Below are 12,060 nucleotides of genomic sequence, written 5' to 3' on the forward strand. Positions count from 1 at the left end.
TTGAACACGGCCGGCTAACTGGCGATAGCTTCCCGGCTCTGCAGCCGCATCTCCAGGTCGTTCATCACGATCGCGGCCAGGTCCTGCAGCGTCCGGGCGTCCTCGGCGCTGAATTCCCGCGGTTCCCGGTCCAGGATGCAGAACGTGCCCAGGTTGTAACCGTCAGGTGTGCGCAGCGGGACGCCGGCGTAAAACTGCAGGCCGAACTCGCCTGCCACCAGCGGGTTGGCGAGGGTGCGGGGGTCCCTGGCCGCATCCTCAATCACCCAGACGTCGTCCTGCAGGATCGCGGAGGCGCACAGCCCCGGGTCGCGGCCGATCTGGCTGACCTCGGTGCCGTGGTGTGCCTTGAACCAGATCCGGTCATGGTCCACCACGCTCACGATCGCCACCGGCACCGAGAACATCCGCGCCGCGAGGCCCGCTATCCGGTCGAAGGCCCCGTCCGCCGGGGTGTCAAGGATCCGGTACCGTTCGACGGCGCGCATCCGGCCTTCCTCGTCCGAGGGTGCCGGTGCCGGGTCCATGCGGTGGCGCGCCGCGGTGTTGATCACTTCCTGGCGCAGGGCCAGTGATACTTCCCGGGCCGGGGGGCGCTGCGCCGGGTCCCGGGCCAGCATGGAGGACAACAGCGCAAACCACATGGGGGCGAGCTCCTCGGGAATCTGCGGGTCTTTGAGCAGCCGCGCGACGGCGGACTGGATCGGCGCGCCGGGGTACGCCATCTTTCCGGTCAGGCCTTCCAGCAGCACCAGGCCAAGCGAGTACACGTCGCTGAGCGGTCCGACGGGTTCGCCGGCCGCCTGCTCGGGGCTGAGGTAGGCAGGTGTCCCGGAGGTTCCGCCGTCGTCCGATACCGGGCCATTGCCCATCACGACGGCGACGCCAAAATCAGTCAGCTTGGCCCGCGGGCGCCGGTCGTCGTTGCTGTAGTCCACTAGCAGGATGTTCGCGGGTTTGACGTCCCGGTGCACGATGCCGTGGTGGTGGATGTAGGAAAGCCCGTCCGCCAGGTCGTAGCCGATGTGGGCCATGTGCGCGGCCGAGAGCGGGCCCTGGGCCCCGCGGTGGCGCAGGTCACGTCCGTGCACCAGTTCCGTCACAAGGTAGGTGAGCCGGTCGGCCGGGTCGCTCAGGTCGGCGCCGGCGTCGAAAAGCGTCACGAGGGCGTGATGGCTCATTCCGGCCAGGATCCGGATTTCCTCGCCCTGCCGGCGGGTTTGTTCCAGATCATCCGAGACGTTGCGGAAAAGCTTGACCGCCACCTCGCGCTGCAGGAGCTCATCGTAGGCCCGGAAGACGGTGGATTGGCTTCCCCTGCCAAGAAGGTCCGCGATCCGGTACCGCCCGCTGAGCAGGTAGCCGGGTTCCATGCGGTGCTTTGATGCGGCCGGTATGGAACTGGCCGGAGGTGAAATGAGCTCTGTCAACTGGTGTTCGCTGTCCCTTATAGCGGGGCCCGCCGGTGGCGGATCAGTCCAATACCGGAATCAGAAGAAGGTCCGGCGCCCGCATAATTAGCAAGGTTACTTATGATACCGCGATTCCCGGATTCAGGAAGACCCCCGGGCGATCCTTTTGTCCCGCCCGCAAGCCCATCCCGGCCACTACTTTGCGGGATTGTGCGTGCCAATCGGCAGGAGCGTCAGGTCCGGATGGTTCTTCTCAATCCGGCGCAGGGCCCACACATCGTTGAACAGCGCGAGGTATTCGCCGTCGGAGCGCAGCAGGACCTCGGCGCCGGGAACGTTGGCCAGTGCCGGCATGGCATCCGCCGTCGAAATCCTGGCGATGGAATAAGGCAGGCGCTCCAGCCGCATCGGCGCGCTGAAATCGTGGGCCATGCGGTCCTCCACGACTTCGAACTGCATGGGGCCGACGGCGGCCAGCACCGGGGCCTGATCGCCGCGGACGTCCGAGCGGAGCACCTGGATGACTCCCTCATGTTCCAGCTGTTCGATGCCGCGGCGGAACTGCTTGAACCGGCTGGGGTCCTTGGACCGCGCCACCTGGAAGTGCTCCGGGGCGAACAGCGGGATGGCGGGGAACTCCACCGGCTGCTCAAGGAAGAGGCTGTCGCCGACCCGCAGCGAAGACGCGTTCACGAGGCCCACAACATCTCCGGGGAACGCTTCGTCGATGACCTCGCGTTCACGGCCGAAGACCTGCTGGGCGTACTTGGTGGCGAACGACTTGCCGGTCCGGCCCTGCGTCACCACCATGCCGCGTTCGAAGATGCCGGAGCAGACCCGGATGAAGGCGACGTGGTCGCGGTGGGCCTTGTTCATGCCGGCCTGGACTTTGAAGACGAAGCCGGAGAAGGGCGCATCGACGGGCCGCGCGGCGCCGTCGACGTCGGGCCGCGGGGCGGCCGGCGGGGCGAAGTCCACGAGGGCGTCGAGGATCTCCTTCACGCCGAAGTTCAGCGCGGCGGAGCTGAAGAGGATCGGCGTGGCTTTGCCGGCATGGAAGGCGTCGACGTCGAACTCCAGGTTGGACTCGATGACGAGGCCGGCCTCATCGACGGCGTTGGACCAGTCATCCCCCTGGCTGGCCGCGGCCTGCTCCGGTGTGAAGTACTCGGTGAGGGCGATGTTGGCGCCGGCGTTGTTGCGCTTGAACTGGGCGAAGCGGTCATTGCGCAGGTCCCACACTCCGCGGAAGTCACCCGAGATGCCAACGGCCCAGGTCAGCGGCATCGGCTGGAGGCCGGTGCGCTCGGTGAGCTCATCCATGAGGGCCAGTGCGTCGAGGCCGGGCCGGTCCCACTTGTTGATCACGGTGATGATGGGCAGGTTGCGCTGCTTGCAGACCTCGAAGAGCTTCATGGTCTGGGTTTCCAGGCCCTTGGCGGCGTCCACCAGCATAACGGCGCAGTCGACGGCGGCCAGCACCCGGTAGGTGTCCTCGGAGAAGTCCGCGTGGCCGGGGGTGTCCAGCAGGTTGATCACGGTGTCCCGGTAGGAGAACTGCAGGGCCGCGGAACTGATCGAGATGCCGCGGTCCTTTTCCATCTGCATCCAGTCCGAGACCGTGTCCTTGCGGTTGGCCTTGCCGCTGGAGGCGCCGGCGGTGCCGATCACCTTCGCGTGCAGCGCGAGCGCCTCGGTCAGCGTGGACTTGCCGGCATCGGGGTGTGAAATGACCGCGAATGTCCGACGCCGGGCCGCCTGCTTGTGAATCTCCTGGACTCGGGCGGGGCTAAGGACTTCTTGGGACACGGTGCTACTTTCGCTGCGGCTTTGAGTGGTTGCGGTCCCGGGCCTGCGGGAATCAGGCTGGCCCGGCGGGGTCGCTGGTTGTTCTGCTGGGAGTTCTGCGTGACTGCTGGGGCGATTGTGGGGGCGCGGCGGCGGGGAGCCGACGGTACACCCCAGGATTCAAGTTTATCGCAGCCCGCGCCGCCGCCGCGATGTCGGTGCAAAGCCAGGGCAAAGCCGGACCCCTGCCCCTCAAAAATGCAGCCCCGGGGCGGGACCTTCGGGGGCATTCCCGAGGCGTTCGCGCGAAGGTACTAATGGGCCACTTTGGGGCTTGTCCGTGCGGAAGTTGGCCCGCTTTACCTTTACTATGGTGAGAGCGGGGAACCGAGTACTTTTGATCCTGCCGGGAAACACTGGAAACCGGCGCACTTGCAGGCTGAGGCCTGCACCTTTGAAGGGAAGATCTATGGCTCGGAGCCCTGAAGATTCACTCAAGGCGACCTTGGGCCGAGTGGCACCGGGCACCCCCCTCCGGGACGGCCTGGAACGCATCCTCCGCGGACGGACCGGCGCCCTGATTGTGCTGGGCATCGACAGGACCATCGAGTCCATCTGCTCCGGAGGCTTCGACATCGGAATCGATTTCTCGCCCACCCGGCTGCGGGAACTGGCCAAAATGGACGGCGCCATCATCTGCGACAAGGATGCCAGCAACATTCTCCGCGCGGCCGTGCAGCTGGTCCCCGACTCCAGCATCGAGACCCAGGAATCCGGCACCCGACACCGGACGGCGGAGCGTGTCGCCATCCAGACCGGCGTCCCGGTCATCTCGGTCAGCCAGTCCATGCAGATCATCGCCCTCTATGTGAACGGGCTGCGGCACGTCCTGGAGGGCTCGGAAAAGGTCCTGGCCCGGGCCAACCAGGCCCTGGCAACGCTGGAGCGCTACCGGTCCCGGCTGGACCAGGTGACCAGTTCCCTCTCGGCCCTGGAAATCGAGGCCATGGTGACGGTCCGCGATGTTGCGGTCACCCTGCAGCGCCAGGAAATGGTCCGCCGTATCTCGGAAGAGATCTCACAGTATGTGCTGGAACTCGGCGAGGACGGCCGGCTGCTTTCACTGCAGCTGGACGAATTGACCGTGGGCCGCGGCCCCGGCAGCGATGTGATCATCCGCGACTACTCCGGCCCCGATACCTCCGCCGAGGATGTCGATAAGGCCGTGAAGGCGCTCGTGAGCCTGGGCCCCACGGAGCTGATCGATCTGGGGAAGATTGCCGGGATTGTCGGTTTCGCCGGTGGTGAGGCCAACCTCGACGCCGTCGTGCAGCCGCGCGGATACCGGCTGCTGTCCGGGCTGAAGGCCGTACCCAAGGCCGTCGCTGACCGGCTGGTGGACCACTTCGGCGGCCTGCAGTTCCTGATGGCGGCCACGATTGATGACTTGATGACGGTGGACGGGATTGGCGACCAGCGCGCCCGGACGGTCCGCGAGGGCCTCAGCCGGATGGCGGAGGCGAGCCTGCTGGACCGGTTCCTCTAACCACCATGGGGGTCAGTTGAGCTGGAAGACGGCTTTGGCACTGGTTTTGTTCGCCAGACGCGCAGTAAAGACGTAATACGCGCCGCCCGCTCCGGGTTTGGCGTCGATCGCCGCGCAGCCCTGGACCGTGCGGTTGCGCTGCCAAGGGAAGTTTGCCGTCTCGCTTTGCCCGGGCGCGATGGTCTTCACCAGGTCGGTCGGGTCCGTCTGGCAGTCAGTGGAGGAGAAGATCCGGTCCGAGCCGCTCGTGACCAGGAATTCCATCTGCGAAGTCCCGATATTGACCTCGCACGGCACCTTGTTGCCGTTCGTCACCTTGAGCGTGAGCAGCGGGTTCTCGCCGGCGGCGTAGGCGGGCTTGTCCGTGGCGGCCGTGACGGTCACCAGGTTCTGCTCGCAGCCGTTGCCGGTCGGGGCAGCCGAAGGGGAAGCCGTGGGTTCCGGGCTTGTGGCCGTCCCCGTTTCCTGGCCCGAGGGAGCCGTTCCCCCGCCGGAGCCGGACTGACCGGCATTGAGGACGCCCGAGGCAGCGGCAAATCCCCCCAAGGCGACGGCGATGACGAGCAACAAGGCGGCGCCGACGAAAAGCCGCCGGCGGCGGTAAACGGGGCTGACCTTTTTTCGGGCAGGCTTGCGCGCAGGTTTGCGCTCCGAATGGCTTACGGAATTGCGTCCCGCGGGTGCTCCGCTGCCGGAAGCCCTCGGCCGGGAACCCTGGGTTCCGGAATTATCTTGCCTGCCCATCCTTCTAGGCTAGAGAACAGCGCCGGGTATGCGGCCCTCCCACGCCGCAGGCGGAGTGTGGCCCTCATCTATTACGCTGAATCCATCAAAGCTCTCGCCGATTCCCCCGCCGCCCCAGCAGCCGCCCGCGCGGAAGAAGCTTCCGCTGCCCTTCCGCTGCCCGCCCTCCATGAGGCCCTCGCCACCTGGTTCGAGTCCAACGCCCGGGAACTGCCGTGGCGGGCCACTGAATGCACCCCGTGGGGTGTGCTGGTCAGCGAAATCATGCTGCAGCAGACGCCGGTGGTTCGTGTGCTGCCAGTCTGGCGGGAATGGCTGCGGCGCTGGCCGGAGCCTGCTGACCTGGCCCGGGAACCCGCCGGGGAAGCGGTCCGGGCCTGGGGACGGCTCGGCTACCCGAGGCGCGCGCTCCGGCTGCACGCGGCCGCCGTCGCCATCTGTTCCGACCATGGCGGAGAGGTTCCCGGAACGCACCCGGAACTGCTGGAGTTGCCCGGAGTGGGCAGTTACACGGCGGCAGCCGTCGCCGCCTTCGCCTTCGGGCGTCGCGAAACCGTGGTGGACACCAATATCCGCCGCGTGCACGCCCGCCTGTTTTCCGGTTCAGCCCTGCCTTCGCAGTCGCTGACCGCCGCGGAGATGCGGCTCGCCGCGCAGGCGCTGCCGGACGGGGCCGGCTCCTCGGTCCGTTGGAACGCCTCCGTCATGGAACTGGGCGCCCTGGTATGCACGGCGCGGTCGCCCAAGTGCGGGCAATGCCCGGTCAGTGGCGCCTGCGCCTGGCTCGCAGCGGGTGAGCCGCCGCCAACGTACACGCCCAAGGGGCAGTCGTGGCACGGAACGGACCGCCAGGTGCGGGGAGCGGTGATGGCGGTGCTGCGCGCGGCCGAGTCGCCGGTGGCCCCGGAACTGTTCCAGCGGGCCCCGGCGGACCTTGGCTTCGAACCGGCCGGGATCGGAATCCCGCTTGCCGCCCTGCACCGGCTCAACGCCCCTCCCGAGCAGCTGGAGCGCGCGCTGGCCGGACTGCTGGGTGACGGGCTGGCCGAACTGCAGCCCGCGGGCTTGCAGCTGCCCGCCTGAATCCGGCGCCGCGCCCTAGCCGGAAAGGCCAGCCGGAACTACCCTGAAGGATGCGCACGTTCGCGGCGCTCGTGGGCATGGCTTGCACCGCACTGCTGGCCACCGGGTGCCAGCCCCAGGAGGTGGTGTGCCCGGCAATCGCCCAGGCACCGGTGGTTGCGCTGACCGTGGCCCGGGAGTACGCCGGTTCGGTCAAAACACTCCGGCTCAAAGCCTGCCAGGACGGGCGCTGCAAAGAGGCTGATCTTGAGCTGCTCCCGGGGACTACCACTGTGGATCAGGGATGTGGACAAGGCGCGGACAGCAACGACGGTCCCTGTTCCGCAACCGCCTCACCTGACGGCACCCTGACGGGGATGCTCATGCTGGATCAGCTCACTGAATCCCCCATTGAGGCCACCGTGGGCGGCACCGGCGCCAGCGGCCTCCCCCTGCCGGTCCGGACCCTGACGTTTACCCCGCGGGTTGCGTACCCGCACGGCGCGCAGTGCGGCAGGTTCATCTCAGCCGGGGTGCTACTGGACGCGGACGGGCTCCGGCAGGCAGCCTAGACCGCGTGGAGAAAGGCGAACGCGGTGAACCCGGAAAACATCAGCCGCTGGATCCGAACCATCTCAGCCATTTGATCGGCGTGCTGCCGGAGCCCGGCGGGCCCCGGTGGCATCTGATCTGACCGCGGCCGGCACGGTGTGAACGTGGCTTAGGGTTCGCCGAAGCCGGCCGTGATCAGTCCGCGCAGATAGTCCACGGCTTTCGCGGCGTCCGGGCCGCTTGCTTCAACGTGCAGGACCGTTCCCTTGGCCGCTCCGAGCATCATGAGTTCCGTCATCGACGCTCCGTCGACGCCGTTGAGGGTCACCTCGGCGTCCATGCCGGACAGGCCGCCGGCAATCTTCGCGGCTGGACGGGCATGCATGCCGGCCTGGTTAACGAGTTCAAAGTCCCCTGTCGCCTCGGGGGGCCGGTGCTCGTGCGCGTGCTGCGGCGCTGCCGGCGGCCGGTACACGGCTTCCGCGGCTTCCTTCACGCCCTCGGCATCGGCTCCGGCCTGTGCCGCCACTGCAGCAGCGACCAGGCCTTCGACGAGGGGCGCATCTGCCAGCAGCACGGAGGAGGGGTCCGCCATGAATTCCCTCGCGGACTCGGCTGTCATCACCGCCGAGCCGAGGTCTGTCAGGACGACGACGCCGTCGCTGTTGGCGTCACCTGCCTGTTCCAGCGCGGCCATGACCCGCTCCAGGCTCGTGCCGATCCGGCCGTCGTCGGTGCCGCCGGCAGGAAGGATCAGCACGTCGGGCGCCATCTCGGCGGCAAGCTCGGCGGCGCCGTCGGCGATCTTGTCGCTGTGGGAGACGACGACGAGATTGACCGTCATTCGGCTGCCCCGGCGGCGGCGCGCAGGATCAGGGCGCTGGAGACCGCGCCGGGATCCCGGTGGCCGATGCTGCGTTCCCCGAGGTAGCTGGCGCGCCCCTTGCGGGCGAGCATCGGGTCGGTGGACACGGCCCCGGCTTCGGCCGCCTCGGCGGCGGCCGCCAGGACCTTGTGCACATCGCTGTCTCCGGCGGCGGCAGCGGCCGCGTCAACCGCCGGGGTCCAGGCGTCCACCATCGTCTTGTCGCCAGATTCGGCCTTTCCGCGGGCCACGATCCCGTCCCTCGCGGCCTGGAAGGCCGAGGCCAGGGTGGCTGCGTCGATGTCGGCCGTCTCGCCCAGCGCCGTGGCCGCCCGGAGGAAGGCGGTGCCGTAGAGCGGCCCGGCGGCTCCGCCGACCTTGGACATGAGGGTCATGGCGGTAAGTTTCAGCGCCGCCCCTGCAGTTTCCGGTGGCGCCTCGGCGAGCTTGGCCATGACCGCTTTGAAGCCGCGGTCCATGTTCTCGCCGTGGTCCGAATCGCCGATCGGCCGGTCCAGTTCGATGAGTTCTTCCCGGTGCTCCGCCATGGCCTGCGCCGAGAGGGTCAGCCACCGGAGCGCCCAGTTGACGTCCAGCCCCACGGTCAGACGCCCCAGCGGAGGGCCGGCGTGTGGACGGGCGCATCCCAGAGCGCCGTCATCTCATCATCGAGGCGCAGCACGGTAATGGAACAGCCCTGCATTTCAAGCGAGGTGATGTAGTTCCCGACCAGCGAGCGGGCGACGGTGATGCCCTTCTCGGCCAGCTGCTGCGCGGCGCGGCGGTAGACAATGTAGAGCTCGCTCTGCGGAGTGCCGCCCATGCCGTTGACGAACAGGAGGACCTTTTCCCCGGAAGCCAGGCCCAGGTCGCTGACCACCGGCTCAAGCAGCCGGTCGGTGATGCCGTCGGCGTTCTCCATGGGGATCCGGTGCCGGCCAGGTTCCCCGTGGATGCCAATGCCGATTTCGATCTCGTTTTCCTCCAACACGAAGCTGGGCGCCCCCGCGTGCGGAACGGTGCAGGCAGTGAGCGCGACGCCCATGCTGCGCACATTCTGGTTGACGCGGTCACCGATTGCCGCGACGGCGTCCAGGTTGTCTCCCCGTTCGGCGGCGGCACCGGCGATCTTTTCCACGAGGACGGTTCCGCCCACGCCGCGGCGTCCGGCGGTGTAGAGCGAGTCCTGCACCGCCACGTCGTCGTTGACGAGCACCGTGCGGACCTTGACGCCCTCCGCCTCTGCCAGCTCGGAGGCCGTCTCAAAGTTAAGGACGTCGCCCGTGTAGTTCTTCACGATGTGCACGACGCCGGCACCTGAATTGACGGCGAGAGTGGCGGGAAGGATCTGGTCCGGTGTTGGCGAGGTGAAAACGGCGCCCGGCACGGCGGCGTCGAGCATTCCCAGGCCAACGTAGCCGCCGTGCAGGGGCTCATGCCCGCTGCCGCCGCCGGAGACCAGGCCGACTTTCCCTGCCACCGGAGCATCTTTGCGCACGATGTATTTGGGGTCCGCAAAGACGGTCACGAGGTCGGCATGGGCAAGCCCGAAACCCTCCACTGACTCGTCAACCACGGCGCGGGGATCATTGATGAGCTTCTTCATGGCGGTGCTCCCTGGATGGTGTCCTGGCTGCTTGCTTAGACCCTACTACCGGGCCCCTGCCAGCGGTAGGCTCCGGTTTTACGAGCCCCGAAGCGGAACCGGGGTGCGGCCGGACGGCACCCCGGGACCCGGATCCGCGGACCGGGGAGGTCAGGAACGTTTGTCCGTCCCCGACGGAAAGCTCGGCCAGGCGTCGCTGCCAAGCCAGGAGAACGGTGGCGCGGCCTGCCGCCCCCGGTCGATCCCGGGGGCCGGGCCGGAAACGACGCCGGCGACCGGGCCCGGCGCCGGGTCCGCGGCTGCACCGTTCCCGGCCGATTGCTCCGGGCCGCGGAGCAGTCCGGCGGCGCCGCTGATGGTCATTTGGAATGCGGAGAAATCTGGAAAAATGGCGCGCTCGTGCAAAGTTTTTGCCTTTGGAAGTCGGGGGGTCCGCCGCCTTGAACCGGGATTAGTTTATCCATCAAATTTACGGATGGGAAGACCCCGCGTTGACTCATAGAAAACCTCCGCGTAGCCGGATACGTTGCCTCAGTTGAAAACCTCCGCGTAGCGGCGTGGTTCACGGCGGTGGCAGCGGATGAGGGTTATGCCCGTTTTCATGGAGCTAACGATGGCCCAGCGCCAGGCTGTGACGAAGAAGAAAGCCCTCGCCTACAAGAGCGTCGATCGTGCAGGGAAGACCCGGATCCTGAACGAGCTGGTCGAGTTGACCGGTTGGCACCGCGACTACGCCCGGACGGCCCTGCGGGAAGCCCTGGTCCTGAAGATCGTGAAGCCCAGACCGGGCAGGACGCCGGTCTACGGTCCGGATCTGCTGCCGCCGCTGATCAAGTGCTGGGCGGTACTGCGCGCCCCTGCCGGCAGGCTGCTGGCACCGATGCTGCCGGTCCTGGTGCCGCTGCTGCGCCGGGACAAGGAGCTCGCGGTCACCGATGACCAGGCCGCACTGCTGATGCGCATGAGCGCCGCAACCATCGACCGCAAGCTCGCCGGCGAACGGGCGAAACTCTTCCCGCGGGGACGCTCACACACCAAGCCCGGCACCCTGCTGAAATCCCAGATCCCGGTCCGGACCTGGGCCGAATGGGACGACGCCGTGCCGGGATTCGTGGAGATCGATCTGGTCGGCCACGAGGGAGGCAACAGCTTCGGGGAGTTCTGCTTCACCCTGACCGTGACCGATATTTCCACCGGATGGACGGTGAACCGGTCCGTGCGGAACAAGGCGGCCAAATGGGTCTTCGAGGCCCTCGAGCACGTCACCGCCGTGTTCCCGTTCCCGATCATCGGAATCGATTCGGACAACGGCTCGGAGTTCATCAACGACCATCTGCTGGCCTACTGCCGTGCGCACCAGATCACCTTCACCCGGTCCCGGCCCGGGAACAAGAACGACGGCGCCCACGTGGAGCAGAAGAACTGGGCCAGGGTCCGTGAACTGGTCGGATACCTGCGCTACGACACCCCCGCGGAGCTGGAGAAACTCAACGAGATCTGGGAACTGGACCGGATCTTCACCAACTACCTGCTGCCCCAGCAAAAACTCATCGAGAAAGAGCGGCACGGCGCGAAAGTGACCAAAAAGCACGACGCACCGGCCACACCCCACCAGCGCGCGGTCCGGCACGAGAAGATGAGCAAGCGCCCAATCATCCGGATGAACGCCGCCTTCAAACAGATCAAACCCGGCGCTCTCTCACGCCAAATCATGGCACTCACCGCCCAGCTGGAAACACTGGCCAGAGCCAAACAACCGGCCACCGTCAAACCCGTCAACACAGCTTGGAACAACTGAAAGTTCCGGAAGTATTGCAATGAGGCAACGAAGCACTCATCCGGAGGTTTTCAGATGAGGCAACGAATCACCCTTCCCGGAGGTATTGCAATGAGGCAACAGGGACCCCGTGCCGCCCAATCTCCCGGCGTCGTTTTTAGGGCCGGAACTACAGCGTCTTGATCATCCGGGTGTTGCCGAGGGTGTTGGGCTTCACCCGGGCGAGGTCCAGGAACTCGGCAACGCCCTCGTCATGGGAGCGCAGCAGTTCCGAATACACCACGGGGTCGACGGCGGTCTGGTCGGCCATGACTTCGAAGCCGTGCTTCCTGAAGAAGTCCACCTCGAAAGTCAGGCAGAACACACGGGAGACCCCGAGCGCCCTGGCCTCTTCCAGCAGGCGCTCCACCAGCAGGTGGCCCACGCCCTTTCCCCGCCAGGCATCCGATGTCGCGAGCGTGCGTACCTCGGCGAGGTCTTCCCACATGACGTGGAGCGCTCCGCAGCCGATCACCGCACCGTCGGGTGATTCGGCGATCCGGAACTCCTGCAGGCTTTCGTAGTACGCCACGGTTTCCTTGGCCATGAGGATCCGCTGCTCCGCCAGCGGCGCCACGAGTGTCTTGATCGCCCCGACATCGCTGGTGCGGGCAGGGCGGATGCGGATTGTCTCAGTCACAGCCCAATCCTACGGGGACCGGGATCGCT

12 protein-coding genes are annotated in these 12,060 nt (G+C 67.0%); 4 read left to right on the forward strand and 8 right to left on the reverse strand.

From position 1 onward, the window contains the following. Positions 1–14: 14 nt before the first annotated feature. Together AC1MFL_RS08110 and AC1MFL_RS08115 are read right to left on the reverse strand one after the other, a co-directional pair. Positions 15–1,373, reverse strand: coding sequence for a GAF domain-containing serine/threonine-protein kinase (locus AC1MFL_RS08110; RefSeq protein ID WP_479814645.1), 1,359 nt, complete (start codon positions 1,371–1,373; stop codon positions 15–17). 234 nt (positions 1,374–1,607) lie between these two features. Beyond that, complete coding sequence (locus AC1MFL_RS08115) at positions 1,608–3,221, reverse strand: peptide chain release factor 3 (RefSeq protein ID WP_479814647.1); 1,614 nt, start codon at positions 3,219–3,221, stop codon at positions 1,608–1,610. Positions 3,222–3,669: 448 nt separating this feature from the next. Between AC1MFL_RS08115 and disA the strand changes: the two genes are divergently transcribed. Next, positions 3,670–4,746 carry a DNA integrity scanning diadenylate cyclase DisA gene (gene disA / locus AC1MFL_RS08120; RefSeq protein WP_301227051.1) on the forward strand — a complete coding sequence of 359 codons (1,077 nt, stop codon included), beginning with the start codon at positions 3,670–3,672 and terminating at the stop codon, positions 4,744–4,746. Positions 4,747–4,758: 12 nt separating this feature from the next. On the opposite strand, the gene AC1MFL_RS08125 is transcribed toward disA, so the two are convergent. Next, on the reverse strand, positions 4,759–5,490 hold the full coding sequence (locus AC1MFL_RS08125; RefSeq protein ID WP_479814649.1) for a hypothetical protein: 732 nt from the start codon (positions 5,488–5,490) through the stop codon (positions 4,759–4,761). A 246-nt stretch (positions 5,491–5,736) separates the two neighbouring features. Between AC1MFL_RS08125 and AC1MFL_RS08130 the strand changes: the two genes are divergently transcribed. Both AC1MFL_RS08130 and AC1MFL_RS08135 read left to right on the forward strand, forming a co-directional pair. Next, a complete protein-coding gene (locus AC1MFL_RS08130; protein ID WP_479815388.1) occupies positions 5,737–6,573 on the forward strand; it encodes an HhH-GPD family protein in 837 nt (278 codons plus the stop codon). A gap of 50 nt (positions 6,574–6,623) precedes the next feature. Next, positions 6,624–7,124, forward strand: coding sequence for a hypothetical protein (locus AC1MFL_RS08135; protein ID WP_479814651.1), 501 nt, complete (start codon positions 6,624–6,626; stop codon positions 7,122–7,124). A 149-nt stretch (positions 7,125–7,273) separates the two neighbouring features. Here AC1MFL_RS08135 and dhaM read toward each other — a convergent pair whose 3' ends face one another. From dhaM to AC1MFL_RS08155, 4 genes are all read right to left on the reverse strand, one after another. Next, on the reverse strand, positions 7,274–7,948 hold the full coding sequence (gene dhaM / locus AC1MFL_RS08140) for a dihydroxyacetone kinase phosphoryl donor subunit DhaM (protein WP_479814653.1): 675 nt from the start codon (positions 7,946–7,948) through the stop codon (positions 7,274–7,276). Then, positions 7,945–8,571 carry a dihydroxyacetone kinase subunit DhaL gene (gene dhaL / locus AC1MFL_RS08145; RefSeq protein ID WP_479814655.1) on the reverse strand — a complete coding sequence of 209 codons (627 nt, stop codon included), beginning with the start codon at positions 8,569–8,571 and terminating at the stop codon, positions 7,945–7,947. The genes dhaM and dhaL overlap by 4 nt, the downstream gene beginning before the upstream one ends. Positions 8,572–8,573: 2 nt before the next feature. Next, complete coding sequence (dhaK, locus tag AC1MFL_RS08150) at positions 8,574–9,575, reverse strand: dihydroxyacetone kinase subunit DhaK (protein WP_479814656.1); 1,002 nt, start codon at positions 9,573–9,575, stop codon at positions 8,574–8,576. Positions 9,576–9,725: 150 nt separating this feature from the next. Then, the gene (locus AC1MFL_RS08155; protein ID WP_479814658.1) at positions 9,726–9,938 is read right to left on the reverse strand and encodes a hypothetical protein; all 213 of its coding nucleotides are present in this window, start codon (positions 9,936–9,938) and stop codon (positions 9,726–9,728) included. A 250-nt stretch (positions 9,939–10,188) separates the two neighbouring features. On the opposite strand from AC1MFL_RS08155, the gene AC1MFL_RS08160 reads away from it, so the two are divergent. After that, the gene (locus AC1MFL_RS08160; RefSeq protein WP_479813534.1) at positions 10,189–11,373 is read left to right on the forward strand and encodes an integrase catalytic domain-containing protein; all 1,185 of its coding nucleotides are present in this window, start codon (positions 10,189–10,191) and stop codon (positions 11,371–11,373) included. A gap of 148 nt (positions 11,374–11,521) precedes the next feature. On the opposite strand, the gene AC1MFL_RS08165 is transcribed toward AC1MFL_RS08160, so the two are convergent. Then, positions 11,522–12,031 (reverse strand): amino-acid N-acetyltransferase, encoded by a 510-nt coding sequence (locus AC1MFL_RS08165; RefSeq protein WP_479814659.1) that lies wholly within the window; start codon positions 12,029–12,031, stop codon positions 11,522–11,524. Positions 12,032–12,060: the final 29 nt, after the last annotated feature.

The organism is Arthrobacter sp. BG3 (assembly GCF_056680185.1).